At 43.2% G+C, this 16,658-nt stretch carries 20 protein-coding genes; 2 read left to right on the top strand and 18 right to left on the bottom strand.

Features of this window, described 5'->3' with window-relative positions:
* Both RT269_RS26795 and RT269_RS26790 read left to right on the top strand, forming a co-directional pair.
* Positions 1-644, top strand: a 644-nt coding sequence (locus tag RT269_RS26795; protein ID WP_313187284.1) for a ParA family protein, incomplete at its 5' end; no start/stop codon positions are given.
* A 22-nt stretch (positions 645-666) separates the two neighbouring features.
* On the top strand, positions 667-1,266 hold the full coding sequence (locus RT269_RS26790; protein WP_313187282.1) for a late competence development ComFB family protein: 600 nt from the start codon (positions 667-669) through the stop codon (positions 1,264-1,266).
* Here the strand turns inward: RT269_RS26790 and RT269_RS26785 are convergent.
* The 18 genes from RT269_RS26785 to RT269_RS26700 form a co-directional block, all read right to left on the bottom strand.
* Positions 1,263-2,543 carry an EAL and HDOD domain-containing protein gene (locus RT269_RS26785; protein WP_313187281.1) on the bottom strand — a complete coding sequence of 427 codons (1,281 nt, stop codon included), beginning with the start codon at positions 2,541-2,543 and terminating at the stop codon, positions 1,263-1,265. The two genes, RT269_RS26790 and RT269_RS26785, sit on opposite strands and share 4 nt — an antisense overlap.
* 4 nt (positions 2,544-2,547) lie before the next feature.
* Positions 2,548-3,456 (bottom strand): chemotaxis protein, encoded by a 909-nt coding sequence (locus tag RT269_RS26780; RefSeq protein WP_313187279.1) that lies wholly within the window; start codon positions 3,454-3,456, stop codon positions 2,548-2,550.
* A gap of 83 nt (positions 3,457-3,539) precedes the next feature.
* Complete coding sequence (locus RT269_RS26775; protein WP_100307332.1) at positions 3,540-4,022, bottom strand: chemotaxis protein CheD; 483 nt, start codon at positions 4,020-4,022, stop codon at positions 3,540-3,542.
* Positions 4,015-4,641, bottom strand: coding sequence for a chemotaxis protein CheC (locus tag RT269_RS26770; RefSeq protein ID WP_313187275.1), 627 nt, complete (start codon positions 4,639-4,641; stop codon positions 4,015-4,017). The genes RT269_RS26775 and RT269_RS26770 overlap by 8 nt, the downstream gene beginning before the upstream one ends.
* A gap of 30 nt (positions 4,642-4,671) precedes the next feature.
* Positions 4,672-5,448 carry a flagellar hook-basal body protein gene (locus RT269_RS26765; RefSeq protein WP_313187273.1) on the bottom strand — a complete coding sequence of 259 codons (777 nt, stop codon included), beginning with the start codon at positions 5,446-5,448 and terminating at the stop codon, positions 4,672-4,674.
* Between the two features lie 13 nt (positions 5,449-5,461).
* Complete coding sequence (locus RT269_RS26760; protein ID WP_313187272.1) at positions 5,462-6,265, bottom strand: flagellar hook-basal body protein; 804 nt, start codon at positions 6,263-6,265, stop codon at positions 5,462-5,464.
* An 18-nt stretch (positions 6,266-6,283) separates the two neighbouring features.
* Positions 6,284-7,057 carry a sigma-70 family RNA polymerase sigma factor gene (locus RT269_RS26755; protein ID WP_313187270.1) on the bottom strand — a complete coding sequence of 258 codons (774 nt, stop codon included), beginning with the start codon at positions 7,055-7,057 and terminating at the stop codon, positions 6,284-6,286.
* A gap of 35 nt (positions 7,058-7,092) precedes the next feature.
* Positions 7,093-9,165, bottom strand: a complete 2,073-nt coding sequence (flhA, locus tag RT269_RS26750) for a flagellar biosynthesis protein FlhA (protein ID WP_313187268.1) — start codon at positions 9,163-9,165, stop codon at positions 7,093-7,095.
* Positions 9,166-9,205: 40 nt separating this feature from the next.
* Positions 9,206-10,267 carry a flagellar biosynthesis protein FlhB gene (flhB, locus tag RT269_RS26745; RefSeq protein WP_313187266.1) on the bottom strand — a complete coding sequence of 354 codons (1,062 nt, stop codon included), beginning with the start codon at positions 10,265-10,267 and terminating at the stop codon, positions 9,206-9,208.
* 24 nt (positions 10,268-10,291) lie between these two features.
* On the bottom strand, positions 10,292-11,053 hold the full coding sequence (fliR, locus tag RT269_RS26740; RefSeq protein WP_313187264.1) for a flagellar biosynthetic protein FliR: 762 nt from the start codon (positions 11,051-11,053) through the stop codon (positions 10,292-10,294).
* 128 nt (positions 11,054-11,181) lie between these two features.
* Complete coding sequence (locus RT269_RS26735) at positions 11,182-11,442, bottom strand: flagellar biosynthetic protein FliQ (RefSeq protein ID WP_313187262.1); 261 nt, start codon at positions 11,440-11,442, stop codon at positions 11,182-11,184.
* Positions 11,443-11,541: 99 nt separating this feature from the next.
* Positions 11,542-12,204 carry a flagellar type III secretion system pore protein FliP gene (fliP, locus tag RT269_RS26730; RefSeq protein WP_313187260.1) on the bottom strand — a complete coding sequence of 221 codons (663 nt, stop codon included), beginning with the start codon at positions 12,202-12,204 and terminating at the stop codon, positions 11,542-11,544.
* A 9-nt stretch (positions 12,205-12,213) separates the two neighbouring features.
* Positions 12,214-12,564, bottom strand: coding sequence for a flagellar biosynthetic protein FliO (locus RT269_RS26725; RefSeq protein WP_313187285.1), 351 nt, complete (start codon positions 12,562-12,564; stop codon positions 12,214-12,216).
* A gap of 26 nt (positions 12,565-12,590) precedes the next feature.
* On the bottom strand, positions 12,591-13,868 hold the full coding sequence (gene fliN, locus RT269_RS26720) for a flagellar motor switch protein FliN (RefSeq protein WP_313187258.1): 1,278 nt from the start codon (positions 13,866-13,868) through the stop codon (positions 12,591-12,593).
* A gap of 49 nt (positions 13,869-13,917) precedes the next feature.
* Positions 13,918-14,364, bottom strand: a complete 447-nt coding sequence (gene flgC, locus RT269_RS26715) for a flagellar basal body rod protein FlgC (protein ID WP_313187256.1) — start codon at positions 14,362-14,364, stop codon at positions 13,918-13,920.
* Between the two features lie 23 nt (positions 14,365-14,387).
* Complete coding sequence (locus tag RT269_RS26710) at positions 14,388-14,747, bottom strand: response regulator (protein WP_313187254.1); 360 nt, start codon at positions 14,745-14,747, stop codon at positions 14,388-14,390.
* 48 nt (positions 14,748-14,795) lie between these two features.
* Entirely contained in the window at positions 14,796-15,815 is a 1,020-nt protein-coding gene (locus RT269_RS26705; RefSeq protein ID WP_313187252.1) for a flagellar motor switch protein FliM, read from the bottom strand.
* A 23-nt stretch (positions 15,816-15,838) separates the two neighbouring features.
* Positions 15,839-16,606 (bottom strand): OmpA/MotB family protein, encoded by a 768-nt coding sequence (locus tag RT269_RS26700; protein ID WP_313187251.1) that lies wholly within the window; start codon positions 16,604-16,606, stop codon positions 15,839-15,841.
* Positions 16,607-16,658: the final 52 nt, after the last annotated feature.

Raw genomic sequence — 16,658 nt, 5'->3', positions numbered from 1 at the left:
ACTTAGGCTTCAGCCTTGGACTGCAGATCGAATCCGGCGCAACTATTTACGAAGTTTTAAAAGGGACCGCTTCTCTGCAGGAGGCCATTCAGTCTACCAAGCGCTGCGATGTAATCGCCTCCAATATCCTGTTAAGCGGAGCTGAACTGGAGTTTACTGGTAAGCAACGGGAATGTATCCTGAAAAATATTCTCTCTACTGTGGCCGGATATTACGATTACATAATTATCGATACTCCCCCTGCATTAAATATTCTCACTATTAATGCTTATGCGGCCGCTGACTATCTGATCATCCCCATGGTTCCGGAAATTCTAAGCCTTTTGGGTGTCTCCCAGATAAAAGATACCATCAACACCGTCCGTTCCTCCGTCAATCCTGATCTGGTTGTCCTTGGAATATTGCTTAACAAATATAATCCCAGAACCCTCCTTTCCAAAGAGGTAAAGGAAATGGCTCAGAAAATCGCACTGCAGATCAACTCCACGGTATTTAATACCCATATTCGATCCAGTGTCTGCGTGGCGGAAGCCCCTGCCCAGGGAGAAAATCTTCTGGATTATGCTCCCAGATCCAATCCGGCCCAGGACTACAAGGAGTTAATTTCCGAGGTTCTGGAATTGATTAAACAACGTAAAAATTGATTACCCGAAGGGAGTTTTAATTATGGCCAGAAAAAGCAGTAAAACAGCTCATGTAATGAATCTGTTAGCAGGAGAAGAAGCTGAATCCTCTAAAGAAGAGGCTGCCAGAGAAAATCTTGCAGCCCGGCAAACCTCCGATTCTACGGAAATAATCAGGGAACTTACGGATTCAAATCAGCCGCCTTCTCCTCCAACTCCTATTTCCATTATAGACATGTCTTCTTCAGCCCCCGACCCGGTGGCAGAATTGATCAGGGAACAGTTAGAGGAGGCAGAAGGGGTGGAAGATGCTCCCGAACCGGAGACTCCTTCCCTTGACCAGGAAACAGAACCTGATACTCCGGAAATATCGATTCCATCATTTCAATATCTGAATGTTATGGAACACATCGTAAAGAATGCGGTATCAGAATACATGGATAAGTTCGATGTTTGCAACTGTGATCGGTGCACCGCAGATGTCACAGCCCTGGCACTGTCCCATATGCCTCCCAAATACATAGTCGCAGAGAATTCCACCGCTTCTCCTCTTTTAAACTTTTATTCCACCCGATATTCTCAGCAAATAGTTGTGGAATTGACCAAAGCATGTTCTGCTGTAAAAGAAAACCCACACCATTAGGTGTGGGCTTCTTTCATTATGTTCTCTGTTTCCCTGTCTACGTTGCTTACAACCCCTTCCCATATCTCATTTACCGTTTCTACACAATCCATGTAGGTTTGTGCCAGAAGAGAAGAAGGGATACCTAATTCATTTGATAGAGATTTTACAGCTTTCCAGTCTGCATTTTCATAGCTAAGAATGAGTTTATAGAGCGATCCGCATATTCCTTCCTGCTTAAGCAGCGCATCCTTGATCTCCTGGGCTACAGGTACTTCTTCCAGAATTTCATCCAATGGCGCATCAATCATATACTGCAAGGTAGAGAACATTCCCATCATATAAACCTCTGATCGGATAATGGGCAGGTCCTTGATATGGTCAGAAAGGACCATAGCGTAATTAGCCCGAAGAAAGGACAGCTTCAACATGGCCTCACGGGACTCATCAATTTCAAAATCATTGTTAAAGCTTAAAAGGTATACCCATTGCTTTAACTGACTGATCCCCATGGTAACCAGAGCCTGGCGGATGGAGGAGACTCGTCTGCGCAAAGCAAAATAAGCAGAATTTACAATTTTAAGAAGAGCATAACTTAATGCTGCATCATGGCTTATAACCTTTTCGATCTGTTCAATATCCGGTTCGTCTTTCGATACTTCCACAACAAGCTGGAAGAAGTTCCCTTCCAGGAATTCCATCCGTTTTACTTTCCTGGCCATAGCTTCCGCGACATAACTGCCTTCCGCATAGTCAGCGCCGACTTCCATGGCAAGCTCATAGTCCTCTTTGGTATTAACACCGGTTGCGATGCATTTCTTATCAAAGCCCTTCATGGTGTTGATAAGATTATTTAAGGAAACCCGTTCTCTTCCATCGTGCTTATTGCTGATATCCACTTTTATGTAGGTAACATAATCCAGCATGGTAAAATACTTGGGAGAAAACTGGAAATCATTGATTGCAAATATATAACCTTCCGTGCGGTATCTTTTTATGATAGCGGGCGATAAGGGATGGATCATCACATGATCTTCAATTTGAATGATTAATTTATCCTTATCAAAAATTTTCGGCATATTCCGGAACAATAAAGAAGGAGTAAATGTTACAAATGTAAGTTTATCCTGGAAAATCCTTTCCGTGTTCTGCATAAGAAAACCTGCTATGGTATCTGCCGCCGCCACATCGGTACTATTATAGAGGGCGTCATAATCCTTTTGAAACAGCACCTCGTAGCCAATGATCCTGTCCTCCTTAAGTGCCTTAATAGGCTGCCGGGTGACATATCTATCCATTGTTTTACCTCCTTTGAAGCAAATGGTCAATCACTTCCACCAGATGTCCGATTTCCGGTTTGGACAACTGCTCATCTGCGCCCAGCTGCTTTCCTTTGATCATTAATTCCTGATTGATCATTGAAGAAAAAATAACAATCGGAATGTGCTGTAACGCTTTATCAGCCTTCACCAGCTTTGTCAGGTGGTGGCCATCCATTTCCGGCATTTCAATATCTGTAATAATCAGGCTTATTTTATTAGCAAAGTCCGAATCATTCCGAATCTGATTTAAATAGTCCCATGCTTCCTGCCCGTTATTCTTAAAAGTCAAGTTATGGTAGCCTGCCTTCCTAAGTGAGGCTTCTATCATCCTGGTTAACAATATGGAATCTTCTGCAATCAGAATTGGGCTTCCATTTTTTTCCCTGTCTTCAAATTTATTAATCTCATTCAACTGAATCCCTGTTTCCGGGGCAATTTCCGCTACGATTTTTTCGAAATCCAGGATTGTCACCAAATCCTCCCCACACTGGGCAATGCCTGTTGCCACGCCTTCCTCCCCCCGGCTGATGGTATTGTCCGGCTTCTGTATATCCTTCCATGAAATGCGGCTTATTCCCACCACGCTGTGAACACGGAACGCAATATGCAGCTTATTAAAGTTCGTAATAATGAATAAATCTTTCGGCTGCTGCTCTGTTTTGCTTCCTGTCAAATAGTGAGGAAGGTCAATTACAGTAAGAAGGATATCTCTGGGCTTGAATATTCCCTCCACAGAAGGGTGAGCATGAGGAATGGGCTTTACTTTATCTGACATCATGATTTCACGTACTTTTGCCACGTTAATGCCATACAATTCACCGTAAATGGTAAATTCCATTATTTCGATCTCATTGGTACCTGACTCTAACAAAATCTCTGTTTCTGCCATACTTCTTCTCCTTTATCTCAATATAATCCGGCAAAAACATCTGCCTAATAAAATATCGGCATAATTCCTCCGGTTCATAATGTTTACAAATCAATTTCCGCTCTACCGTAAGTCCTTATTCTGACTCCTCCCGTACTGACATCAAAGGTCATGGTCCGTGCGTAGTTTTCTCCCACATCCTCGGCCGCAAGGCGGATCCCCTCTGAGCGAAGAATCTGTTTCACGCTGATAATATTGCGGGCGCCGATATTACCAAGAGTACTGTTTCCCTGTAATTCAAACATCTTGGCTCCTCCGGCAATCTTAGCAATCAATCTGGGCTTTCTCGCTCCCATGATCTCTATCTTGCGCAGCGTTTCAGCCAGTCCGGTATCTGCGTACTTAAATATATTCCCATCACCTGAACCGAATACCTCCGGAAGCATAATATGTACCAAAGCTCCCAGCTTAATCATTGGGTCATACAAACTAATCCCAATGCAGGAACCAAGGGCATAAGTGATCAAAATTCCCTCCTGCCTGGCAAACTTCATGTCTGCGATTCCAACCGTCAGATTTTTATCCATTGATTATCCCCAGCTTTTCCATTAAAAAGTTCAATGATTGAATCTCCGGCATCATTAGAAGATCACTATGGAGCACCTTGCCCCCTATGATAAACTGACCGCTGATCATCATCATTTTATCCGTCTGATAGCCAAACTCCACCATGGGCACGCTTAATATTCCGCCCAGCATATTGATCGCTGTATCAGGAACAGACAAACTAATGGAGACGTCACTGAGGGAGGAGATGGCATTGACGTAAGAAGATATGATAATATTTCCTACCTCTTCAAGTGCAGAGGTTTCCAAAACATTTAACTGGTAATAGTCTTCAATTTCCTCCTGCATAAGACTGGATAAGACCTGGTTGATAAAATCCAGCTTCAGGACAAACAGCATTAGTCCGTTGATCTCTCCAGACATCTTTACCAATATAGCCGCCACAATTTCTTCCGGGTCTCCCAAGAAACTAATGGCATCGTTATAATCGAGAATCTGTACATCCGGAAGAGTCATGCGCACGGTCTTTCCTAACATGGAGGAAAGCGCTGTGGCTGAATTTCCTGTGCCTATGCTGCCTATCTCCCGGATTAGGTCCAGCCCTAATCCACTCATTTCATCGTAACGTGTTATCTTCACGATATCACCCTCCTTCCTTACCGGTTATTCTCAGCTTTGCCGAAGTGTATTTATAGTTGTTTCAACCTCATCGGAGGTCTGTACCATTTTTAGAGAGTAAGAATAAGCTCTCTGGGCCTCCATCATTCTGGTCATCTCTTTGGCAAAGTCTGTGCCCGACACTTCCTCTGCGCCTTTGACTACCTTTGCATTTTCAAGCAGAATGGGAGCTCCGTTTTTATCCGTTACAGCGTATTCATTATTTCCTATGTCGGAAATTCCGTCTCTTCTTGCAAAGGTATATACACCTATGGCTTTCGGATCATGCTCATCTTCTTCCAGCTCTTCTTCCTCTTCCTCAATTTCCTCTTCTGAACCGGGATAAACAGCCGGTTTGACAGGATAGGTAATTTCTTGCTGGTCCATGTTTAAGACTCTCTTTCCTGAAGAATTCACCAGATAATAATTGTCTCCCATCATGGAAAGCTGAAAGTGTCCGTCCCTGGAATAGGTAATGGCCCCTGTAACCGGGTCCTTTAACATGAAAAAGCCTTCTCCCTCTATGGCGTGGTCATTCTCAATTCCCGTTTCTTTATAAGGCATTTCGGTCATATCGGACTTTAAAAGATCTACCCTGGTTCCGCTGCCTGTCTGCGCCGCACTGCCGCCCTGAGCACTCCTCGTATGGGCATAAATAAGATCTGAAAACACACTGTATTGAGGTTTAAAGCCTGTTGTATTTACATTAGCAATATTATTGGATACCACATTAAGCTTTGTCTGCTGATTTAAAGCTCCCAAAGCTCCAATATAAAAAGACTGGTTCATCTATTCTTCCCCCTTACACTCTGCCTATCTCACTGGCTACCTTGCCCATGAGCTGGTCATATATCCGAAGTACCTGGGCAGCACTTTGAGTTGCCCTTTGGCTGGTGATCATCTGAGTCATCTCATCTATAGGGTCAATATTGGACCGTTCCAGTGACTTCCACTGGATTCCTCCATCCACAACATTCCCGGCTGCTGTCGTGGTAAAGACGCCATTATCTCCTTTTACAAGCTGGGAGTAATCATCAAAGTCCACAACACGGATTTTTCCTAAGAGGACTGGTTCCTGTTCCTCTGTATTCCCGTCGTCCTCTCCGTTTTTCAATCCTTTTATGGGCATTTCATAAATATTGCCTAACTGATCCACTGTAATATGGTCTGAAGGAAGCTCAATGGGGGCTCCATCTTCCCCAAGCACCCTGCCCCTGGAAGGTGAAGTAAGGTATCCTTCATCATCAATCGTAAAAGATCCGTTTCTGGTATAAACCTGATTTCCTGCAGTATCCTGAATGGCAAAGAATCCTGGTTTTGTCAAAGCAAAATCCAGGTTTCCTCCAGTTTCCTCCACCGCCCCCTGATTATGGCTGGTCACTGTACTTCTGGAAGCACGTATCATTGATACGGACCCAATCTGAACAGGATTGCTTTTGTCACGATTTCCGCTACGGTAAAGCATTTCATCCCGAAACGTTGTGCTGACCATGCGGTCAGGCTTAAACCCCGGTGTTGCACTATTGACCATATTATTTCCGATTACATTTAAGTTCCTGGTCTGATACAGCATTCCTGATGCCAGATTGTAGAATCCTTGAAACATTTCTTTTCTCCCTTCGTACTACTCATTTATGAAATTAGTCAGATTCAATCTGAGCTTTTGAAGCGCATTGGAATGAATCTGGGAGATCCTTGGCTCACTGACCTTCATGATCTGTGCAATCTCCCTCATATTTAATTCGTCCATATAGTACAATGAAATAACCTTTTGTTCATTTTCTTTTAAATCATTTATGGCAGAAACCAAAATTTCCTTAAATTCCTTCTGGAGATAATGATTCTCAGGCTGGTCATGTTCGTTCATTGACGGAAGCTGCATTGACTTTTTCTCTTCACTTCCCGCCTCCAGGACCATGTCCAGGGAAATGATGCTGTAAACATTCGTCTTGCCTAGAGTTTCCTGGTATTTTTCCATGGTGATGTCCATGTAATCCGCCGTTTCCTTTGAAGTAGGAAAACGCCCCAGACGGTTACACAATTCTACGACCGCATTGTCCATGACCTTAGCATTTTTTCTTACGCTTCTGGGAATCCAGTCCTGTTTTCGCGCCATATCAATAACCATTCCACGAATCCGCTTGGAAATATAAGTTTCAAACTTTACATTTAATTCCGGTTCAAACTTTTCGATTCCGTTCATAATCGTTAATACGCCTTCATTGACAATATCCTCCACCTGTGCAAAGCTTAAATATACATCTCGCATTTGGAGTGATATGTTCCTGACCATATTTATATACCGCATCACAAGTTCATGCTTGACCCTGATGTCTTTTGTTCGCTTGTATTTAATTAATAAATCTTCATTGGTATATTGGCTTAAATCCTGTTCCATTCCGACTAACACTGCCTTTCTGTAACAAAATCCGGTCAAAGGGTAATATTCCCGATTGCCTGAATCTGAATATTATTTGCAATCTCATTAAAGGAAAGGACATATGCATTAGGATAAAACTGCTCAATCAATCGGTAGAAATAGAGCCTTACAACCTGGCTTGTAAGAATCACAGGCTTCTGCTCCAAATCCGCAAATTTCTTCATCTGTTCTCCCACCTGTCCAATCACAGACTGCATCACATCCGGGCTTAAAGCCAGATAGATGCCTTGTTCTCCTTTTGCCATACTGCCTATAATGTTTTTCTCCAGCTCAGCATCCAGGGTGAGTACCTTCATCTGTCCTCCTTCGCAGAACATTCTGGTTATGGTCCTCTTTAAAGCAATTCTGATGTTTTCTGTAATCACATCCATATCCCTGGTAGTTGGAAGAGAATCTGCTATAGTTGCCAGAATCGTTTCCATGTCTTTGACTGGTACCCCTTCCTTCAAAAGGTTAATGAGAATTTTCTGAATGCTGCCATATGTAAACTGGTTCGGAAATAGTTCGTCCACCAGCTCCGGAGAGTGCTTTTTAACGTTTTCCAATAACTGCATAACTTCCTGCCGTCCTAACAGCTCATAAGCGTGCTGCCTGATGGTTTCAGACAAATGAGTCAGCATAACAGAAAGTGGATCAATTACCGTATAGCCGTAAATTTCCGCCATTTCCTTATTTTCAGGCCTGATCCATTTACTGGGAATGCCATAAGCTGGCTCCACAGTTTCAATTCCATCAACTTCACCAGAAAGAGCGGGTGGTTCCAGTGCCAGATAATAATCTACCAGAATTTCTCCCCTGGACACCTCTTCCCCTCTGATCTTTATGACATACTGATTGGTATTTAAACTGGAACTGTCTCTAAGCCTGACAGAAGGAATGACAAGTCCCATGTCCTGTGCATATTGTCTTCTGAAAATAACGATCCGGTTAATCATCTTTCCACCGCTGCTCTCGTCGATCAGCGGAATCAGACTATAGCCAAATTCCATCTCAATAGGTTCTACGTTAATAAGAGCGTAAACATTGTTCACATCCCGGTAGTAGGACTCTTCGTCGGAAGCTCCCTGTGCTGCTTCTTCGGGCGCAGCCATGGCTAACGCCGTTTCCTGAAGTCCGGAGGCTGACAGACGAACCTTATTCCCTAACCGATAACCGGCTATAATAAGCACCGCTGCCATAACCGCCAACTGAATCTTGGGCATTCCAGGTACCAGCATTAATACGATCATAACAAAACCAGTTAGCATAATAGCCCTGGGCTGTGCCATAAACTGACCGGATATGTCGTCATTTAATGTGCCTTCCGATACGGCTCTGGTTACCACCATACCGGTGGCCGTAGCGATCAGAAGAGCCGGAACCTGGGAAACAAGCCCATCACCCACCGTGGCTATAGAATAAATGGACATCACCTGTCCAAACTCCAGATTTGATTGCACCATGCCGATAATGGCACCGCCAATAAAGTTAATGGCAGTGGTGATCAGGGACATGATAGCATCTCCCTTTACAAACTTCGTGGCACCATCCATGGCTCCATAGAAATCTGCTTCCTTCTGAACCTTATACCGTCTCATCTTTGCTTCCTGCTCATTGATCAGACCGGAGCTTAAATCCGCGTCAATGGCCATCTGTTTACCTGGCATGGCATCTAAGGTAAACCTGGCTGCAACTTCTGATACACGTTCCGTTCCTTTTGTAATAACCAGGAAGTTTACCAGAACGATAATAAGGAATATGATAAAACCGACAACAACATTTCCCTGTAATACGAAATCACCGAAGGCTTTGATCACTTGACCTGAAGACCCCTGATTGGACAAAATATTTCTCGTTGAAGACACATTCAGCCCAAGACGCAGTAAGGTGGTCACCAAAAGCAGGGCCGGGAAAATAGAAAATTCCAAAGGTTCTTTTATGTTCATGGTTATCAGTAAGATAATCATGGAAAGGGAAATATTTATAATAATCATTACATCCACTAAAAACGGAGGTAATGGAATAATCAATAGAAGTACGATCATAATGACAAATACTACTACAGAATTTTTCAGTAAAGTCTTCATTCTTTTACACCATTTCTTTCAGTTTCTCTGCTGTTTTTCTTTATTCTATGATCTTGTTATTCATGCGGTATACATACACCAGAATTTCAGCGACCATACCGTAGTATTCCGAAGGAATCTCGGCCCCCACCTGGGTAGCGGCATAGATACCTCTTGCCAAAGGCTTATTCTCAATTACATATACCCCATGTTCCTCACCCTTTGCCACAATCCTCAAGGCAAGTTCATCCTGGCCCTTAGCCAACAGAACGGGAGCATTATCCTTCTCTATGTCATATCGAAGAGCCACCGCAAAATGGGTAGGGTTACGTATGATTACGTCCGCTTCAGGTACCGACTGCATCATTCTCGAACGGGCCCTTTCTCTTTGAAGACTGCGGATACGCCCCTTAATCTCGGGATTTCCTTCTGTCTGCTTGAATTCCTCTTTTAATTCCTGTTTTGACATTCTGATCTGGCGTTCATATTCCCAACGCTGATAAAAAAAGTCAAAACCAGCAACAGCCAGGAACACAAGAGAAACCCTAAAGACCATATCCATGATGGCATTCAACACGTACACAGAAGAATCCTTTAAGTCCATATCAATGGTTCTTGCTATAGGCGTTAAATCCCCTTTTATGATTTGATACAGGATGATTCCAAGTATGGTAATCTTCAGAATGTTTTTTAAAAGTTCTATCAGGCTTTTTAGAGACAGTATATTTTTAATTCCCTGAATGGGATTGAGTCTGCTGAACTTAGGGGCTAAATTGCTTTTAGAAAACAAAAATTTTGTTTGTACCCCAGTGCCTAGTACAGACAGCGCGATTCCTGCCAAGAGAATGGGGAGAGCTGCTTTTAAAATCGTCCACGCTGTATCTCCAGAAATTCTGGTGGAATAATCAGACAGATTCTCTACCCCGGGAGCCAGGCTCAAATATTTTATCATATAATCCCGAATGGTCCGGTACATGAAAGGAAATAAAACTTTCAGCAGCGCGAAGGTCCCAAGAAGGGAAGCTATCATAACCACATCCTTACTTATGGCAACATGACCCTTTTTTCGTTCATCCCGCCGTTTTTTCGGTGTGGCCTTTTCGGTTTTTGAAGGATCCTGCATTGCCGTTCATCACATCCTTTGCATTTATAAAAGTCTGATTATATCCTGAACCGTTAAAAGCATCTGGCTTATCACACCGCCTACATAATCCGTCATAGGAGAAAACAGAAAAATCAGCATTATGAAACCAATTGCGATCTTAGCCTGTATGTTTACAACAAACACATTGATTTGGGGAATTATTTTCATTAAAACCCCGACTGCAATCTCTGTTAAAAATTCAATGGCAATTAAAGGAAATGCAAACTTTACAGCCATAGTAATACACTGAATAAAAATCTCCAGCATTGCCCACGCCGCGCGGCTTCCCAACACGACCTGTCCGTAAGGAACTATTTCTGCTGACTTTATAAGAAGCCGAAACAATGCCAGATGGCCATCCACCGCAAAGAACAACAGTATAAAATACGCCTGATAAAGCGTTCCCGTAAGAGCAATCTGAGCGTTAGTCTGAGGGTCATAGATCATTGCCATGGACAATCCCATCTGAAAATCCATAATTGTCCCCGCAAAGGTAATGACCATAAGAAATAATTCCATAACAAAGCCAATGGCGAACCCTACAGCAAATTCTTTTAAAAGAAGCACTGCAAATTCAATGGAATTCACAGGCTCGGGCACCTGGGCCGAGGAAAAAGAATAAATAAGCAGCGTAAATACCATGATCATGCCGCCCTTGACCTGTGCCGGAACATTTCTTCTGCCCCAAATAGGGTTCAAAAGAATAAATCCTGACATTCTCATAAAAATAAGGGAAAACAGCATCATCTGTCCTATTTCCGGCATCTAAATCTTCCTTTCATCATTACTGTCCAAGCTTTTTGGACATAAAGGTATACCCGTAGGGTGTTTCCTCTTCTTTGTCCATGTCTTTTGGGCATCATGGAACACCTGTAAGGCGCATCCTGCCCCTCTCATCTGAGCATGGTATTAAAAATATTGATAGTAAAATCACTGAGTGTGGTCATCATATGATCACCCATCATCAAAAGCATCAGGCCAATAACAATCAGCTTCGGAACAAAGGTAATGGTTTGTTCATGGATCTGGGTTGCTGCCTGTATTATGGAAATTATGATACCGATGATCATGCTGACGATCAGCACGGGACCAGCCATTTTAACCACCAAACCGAATAACTCATACATTAGGCCGTTCACTGCTACATCCGTCATATTTTGCCTCCTGATGAATCAAGCGGATATGCCTGCATATCCAATTGATGCCCGATAAAGCGGGGCACGCTGTTGACTAATTCTAGGTTGAAAGTCCTGTCAGTAATGGAAGCTGTTAACTAAATTAGAAAACAGCAGCTCCCAGCCATTAACAGTTACAAACAACAGTAATTTAAATGGAAGGGAAATCATAGCCGGCGGCAGCATGACCATACCCATGGACATCAAAGTGCTGGACACAATGATATCAACCAGTAAAAACGGCAGATAAATCATAAATCCCGCCGTAAAGGCCCGCTCCAGCTCTGATGTCATAAAAGATGGAATTATTACTGTCATAGGAAGTTCCTCAATGTTCTCCGGCTTATCGGTTTTGGACAAATCTATAAACACATTCAAAGTGTCCGTCTTCGTCTGCTTGAGCATAAACCGTTTCATGGGAACCGTCGCCCGGTTAAGTGCCTCCTGCTGGTTTATCTCCTCCCTGACATAAGGTTGGTAAGCATTGGTGTTCACATCCTTTAACACTGGATCCATAATGAACAGTGTTAGAAATAATGCAATTCCAACCAGCACCATATTGGGAGGACTCTGCTGAACTCCCAAGGCATTTCTGGTAAAAGATAAGACAATGATAATCCTTGTAAAGGAAGTCATCATCACCAGGATCGATGGCAGCAGGGAAATGATGGTCAAAATGAGGAAAAGCTCCAGAGTCGGCACCCGGCCGCCATTAATATTAATCAAGGCATCTGTATTCATGGTTCCTCCTTACACATCATCCCTGTGTCTGTCTGTATATTTTTTTAATAATTTTTTAAAGCTTTCATACCCTTCAGCACCTGTAAATTGGGTCTGGGAAGCCCCTCCCTCCGGAATGTCTTCCTCCGAAAGTTCAGAAAGAAGGGTTATCTGAGAAGAAGCAATGCCGATAAGATAATAGTGATTCCCTACACGTACGATCGCTACTGCTTTATCCTGCCCCAGGGGAAGCCTGTCCAACATCTGCATACAGGTTCCTCCCCGCTTTAGCCCGACTCCTTTTCCAAGGCTTCTGGTAAATACATAACTCAAATACAGAATTACAACGGTAAGGAGCAGCGCTGAAAACAGACTAATCACGCTATTCAAATGCAGCCACTTCCTCTCTATTCTCCATTCTTTTTAGTAATCTCTGTAATACGGATGCCAAAATTATCATCTACGACCACAACATCGCCTTTCGCAATGCAGCGGCCATTTACATATAAATCAACCTGCTCCCCTGCCAGCTTGTCAAGGATAACAAGGGACCCTTTGGTAAATTCAAGAATCTCCTTTACCAGCTTTCTGGTTCTGCCAATTTCAACAGACACCTCAAGGGGCACTCCCATAATCAGTTCCCGGTTTTCCTCTTGCTCTTCAAACCGAATATCTCCGTCTTTTAAGCTATTTTGAGGGATAGGTTTCACATTTATGGTCTTAGGTTCCGGAGACCCTGTTTTTCTCATATTTTGCTGTTCGCTTTGCAGTTGTGATATCATCTGCTGCATTTGACTCATCATCTGCTGCTGCGTCTGTATTTGATCCATCATCTGCTGTACTGCCATCTGGTTATCTCCTGTCATCTGCGGTATTTCCTGACTTCCCCCGGCCGTCTCTCTGTCGGCAGGCGGTTCAGCATTTATTGGCTCCTCGCCTACAAAGCTGCCTGACAACAACTTTTCAATCTCTTCCTGAGATAAGATTCCGCCTGAAGCCGGTTCTCTTAATTCCGTTTTCGTCTCTATGACTGGTTTCGGAATTTGCACCGGTTCCGGAATTGGTTCAGGCTCCGAAATTGGTCCCAGCATTTCCAGGGGTAAAAATCCTCTAACCAGTTCTTTTGCAAGATCAGGAGACATTACGTTAATAAATTCACTTTCCAACTGGTCCGCAATTTTTAAAGTAAATCCGACAACAACCATGTATTCATCCTTGTCATAATACTTTTCCTTGAAATCATCCACATCACTGATCTCAAAAGAACTGGGTGTCGAAATATTAACTACCCTGCCTAAAAACTCGGAAAGTGCCGTTGCAGAAGACCCCATCATCTGATTCATAACTTCACAGATTGCGCTGATGTTCAGTTCATTTAATTCAAATTCTTCCTCTGGCGTTTCCATGCCCATGAGCATATCTACAATCACTTTTACGTCATGCCTCTTTAAAAGCATAATGTTGCTTCCGCTAAGTCCTGCAATATATGTAATCTCCACCCCTACTGCCGGTTCCAGGTTGGAAATTTCAAATTCTTCCTTTGACAAAACCTTTACCACCGGTGTGGTTATGTCAACTCTGGCATTGAGCATGGTAGATACTGCAGTGGCCGAGGCACCAAGGCTTATATTCAGTATTTCACCTATGGCATCAATTTCAAATGCGCTAAAATTCTTTGAATCCATACAACTTTTCTCCCTTTATACTCATTAGCCCTCTATGCCAAGTCACGCTTTACTTTCCAATTTCCAATGCCTTGGAGGCCATCATCTTTATGGCATTAAATGCTGTTATGTTGGCCTCATAGGACCGGTATGCAGACATACTGTCTACTGTTTCTTTTAGCAAATCCACATTAGGCATCTGCACATAGCCGTTTTCATCCGCATCCGGATGTTCCGGATTGTAAACGGACTTATAGGGACTGGTGTCTTGCACTATCTGTGAGACCTTGACGCCGCCTGTGCTCTGCTGCCTGCTTATGCCGGCTGCATTCATCATAATTCTTCGGAAGTTATTTTCATTCCTGGATTCAAGTACTACCATTTTTCTCTGGTATGGTCCGCCTGCTTCTGTCCTCGTCGTATCAATATTAGCAATGTTCTCCGATGCAATATCCAGTCGAAGTCGCTGGGCGGTCATTGCCGACGCACTAATGTTCATGGAACTTAAAAATGACATTTGACCCCTCCTCTACGGTAAAACTAACCGATAATGCCAGTGACAGTTTTAAGAATCCTGTCCGGTTTAAAGGGCTTTACAATAAAATCTTTGGCTCCTGATTTGATCGCTTCGATTACCATGCTCTCCTGTCCCATGGCAGAGCACATAACAACCGCTGCATCCGGGGATTTCGCTTTTATTAATTTTAACGCTTCCAGACCATCCATGTTAGGCATTGTAATGTCCATGATCACAAGATCCGGGGAGATTTCAGAAAACATCTGCACAGCCTGAGCTCCGTCAGACGCCTCGTATAAATCGGTGTATCCGTTTTTAGACAACGTATCCTTAATCATCATTCTCATAAACGCCGCATCATCTACTAATAATATTTTCGCCATTCTTTTGCATCTCCTTTATTATCCTTAATTCTTTATATAATCCCTGACTCAGTTTTCACCAGCCTGGTAATTTCCTTCTTCTACAAGACCTTCAATCCGGACTGCAGTATTCCTTTTGTGAACACCTAGCTGTCCCTTAAACCATGGCTGGTCTTCCACATACAGCTTGATGTCGGATTCCTTAGGTGTTCCTAAGTTGATGACATCTCCCACATGAAGATTATAAACATCATCCAGAGTAATGACAGATTCTCCTACCTTAGCACGAACCATTAAGTCAGAGGCCCTGATGTTGTTTAGGATTTCAAGTTTTGTATCCTGACTATTTTCTTCATCTCCCATAGCACTGGCTCTTCGCCTGTCTATAATACTGAATGTGTTTATCAGGAGGTTTCCTGGGATACAGAGACTTAGTCTCCCGGAGCAGCCTTCCATTTCCACATCAATGACGATGATTACTATGGTTTCATCCACACCGATTTCCTGAAACATGCTGGGGTTTTCTTCCAACCTCTCCAGCTCAAAGTTAAGATTAATGTAACTTGACCAGGAATCCTTTAATGGCGCTATCACATATTGGATCACTCTGCGGTATAGAGCCATCTCTATTTCCGTATAGGAATAAGACAGGCCAACACTGGTTTCTTTCCCCAAGCCCCCCAGCATGCGGTCGATTAAACTAAGCATTAATGGCATGCTTGCATTGATTAATAGAGGCGGATTCTTGGAATGATCCGGCAAAGACACATTGACAAGGGTAAGGACATCATTATCACTGAGGGCGTTACTGAATTCATAATACCGCTGTTCCTCTACCGTAACGACTGACAGTTCACTGGAAGTCCTAAACAGACTATTTATCTGGGAACCTGCGATCCTGGAATAATTGTCGAATATACTGCCTAAAACTTTAAGCCTGTCCTTTGTAAATTTTTTCGGACTGTAAAAATCATATTTCCTATATTTTAATTCATCTTCAATTCTTTCAATCTCCTGGCCCAGCTCATTTGTTCCCTGCAGGGAATTGAGCAGCGCATCAATTTGATTTTGGGATAATACTTCAGCCATTTGTTTCACTCCCGCTTCATTTTTTAATTGCCCGGCACGTTCTGATAATCCTGATATATCTGGTTGTAATACTCTTCCAGGGATTTTTCTACCGTATCATTCTTGGTTATCAATATTTCCACGCGGCGGTTCTGCGCCCTCCCATCTTCCGTATCAAAAGGCGCAACGGGACGGAACTGACCATAGCTGGCGCCCACCAGTTTTTCCGGTGAAACAGCATGTCTGCTTTGGAGAAAAATAACAACCTCTGCGGAACGCTGTGCAGAAAGCATCCTGTCATTGCGGATATTGTTTGGCCTGTTTGGATCTCCCTGGGAGGTGTGACCCAATACCTGCACTTCTTTTATGGAAGAATCCACCTGTAGCATAGCAGAGGCAAACTGTTCAAGGACGTCCTTTCCCTCCTGACGAAGTACAGAACTGTCCCCATCAAAAAACACTTTGTCGCGGAATGAAATAAACGTAAAACCGTCTCCGCGGGTAATTTCTACGGAATCCTGCATTCCTCTCTCTTGAACCACATGTTTCAGAGCCGTATACAATGCGTCAAAATCCGTGACCTCTTCTTTTGCCGGGTCTCCACGGAATTCCCCCTCGTCTTCATTGACAATGGACTCTATGCTTTCCAGAGCACTAGGATTAAAGCTCTGTACTAATTTCTTCCATTTGCTCTGATCCATGGACGACATGGAATACAGAAGAACGAAAAAACACAGCAGCAAAGTAACCATGTCCCCATATGTATCCATCCAGCTTCCAGATTCCTCCGGCTGCTTATTTCTCTTAATCATACAACCACCTGTTTTTCACTTTCCTACCCATGTTCTTTTGGTATTAAGGCAT

The organism is Lacrimispora sp., from assembly GCF_032078915.1.
In the GTDB taxonomy this organism is placed as follows: Bacteria; Bacillota; Clostridia; order Lachnospirales; family Lachnospiraceae; genus Lacrimispora.
The sequence above is the reverse complement of the archived record's forward strand: the minus strand, read 5'-3'. Positions and strand labels throughout refer to the sequence as shown.

What these genes read in the sequence shown, in the direction of transcription:
- RT269_RS26790 (WP_313187282.1), top strand. Translation starts at nt 667, where the DNA reads ATGGCCAGAAAAAGCAGTAAAACAGCTCATGTAATGAATCTGTTAGCA.
- RT269_RS26785 (WP_313187281.1), bottom strand. Translation starts at nt 2,543, where the DNA reads ATGGATAGATATGTCACCCGGCAGCCTATTAAGGCACTTAAGGAGGAC.
- RT269_RS26780 (WP_313187279.1), bottom strand. Translation starts at nt 3,456, where the DNA reads ATGGCAGAAACAGAGATTTTGTTAGAGTCAGGTACCAATGAGATCGAA.
- RT269_RS26775 (WP_100307332.1), bottom strand. Translation starts at nt 4,022, where the DNA reads ATGGATAAAAATCTGACGGTTGGAATCGCAGACATGAAGTTTGCCAGG.
- RT269_RS26765 (WP_313187273.1), bottom strand. Translation starts at nt 5,448, where the DNA reads ATGAACCAGTCTTTTTATATTGGAGCTTTGGGAGCTTTAAATCAGCAG.
- RT269_RS26760 (WP_313187272.1), bottom strand. Translation starts at nt 6,265, where the DNA reads ATGTTTCAAGGATTCTACAATCTGGCATCAGGAATGCTGTATCAGACC.
- RT269_RS26755 (WP_313187270.1), bottom strand. Translation starts at nt 7,057, where the DNA reads ATGGAACAGGATTTAAGCCAATATACCAATGAAGATTTATTAATTAAA.
- flhA (WP_313187268.1), bottom strand. Translation starts at nt 9,165, where the DNA reads ATGAAGACTTTACTGAAAAATTCTGTAGTAGTATTTGTCATTATGATC.
- flhB (WP_313187266.1), bottom strand. Translation starts at nt 10,267, where the DNA reads ATGCAGGATCCTTCAAAAACCGAAAAGGCCACACCGAAAAAACGGCGG.
- fliR (WP_313187264.1), bottom strand. Translation starts at nt 11,053, where the DNA reads ATGCCGGAAATAGGACAGATGATGCTGTTTTCCCTTATTTTTATGAGA.
- RT269_RS26735 (WP_313187262.1), bottom strand. Translation starts at nt 11,442, where the DNA reads ATGACGGATGTAGCAGTGAACGGCCTAATGTATGAGTTATTCGGTTTG.
- fliP (WP_313187260.1), bottom strand. Translation starts at nt 12,204, where the DNA reads ATGAATACAGATGCCTTGATTAATATTAATGGCGGCCGGGTGCCGACT.
- fliN (WP_313187258.1), bottom strand. Translation starts at nt 13,868, where the DNA reads ATGGATTCAAAGAATTTTAGCGCATTTGAAATTGATGCCATAGGTGAA.
- flgC (WP_313187256.1), bottom strand. Translation starts at nt 14,364, where the DNA reads ATGTCATTTTTAAGTTCCATGAACATTAGTGCGTCGGCAATGACCGCC.
- RT269_RS26710 (WP_313187254.1), bottom strand. Translation starts at nt 14,747, where the DNA reads ATGGCGAAAATATTATTAGTAGATGATGCGGCGTTTATGAGAATGATG.
- RT269_RS26705 (WP_313187252.1), bottom strand. Translation starts at nt 15,815, where the DNA reads ATGGCTGAAGTATTATCCCAAAATCAAATTGATGCGCTGCTCAATTCC.
- RT269_RS26700 (WP_313187251.1), bottom strand. Translation starts at nt 16,606, where the DNA reads ATGATTAAGAGAAATAAGCAGCCGGAGGAATCTGGAAGCTGGATGGAT.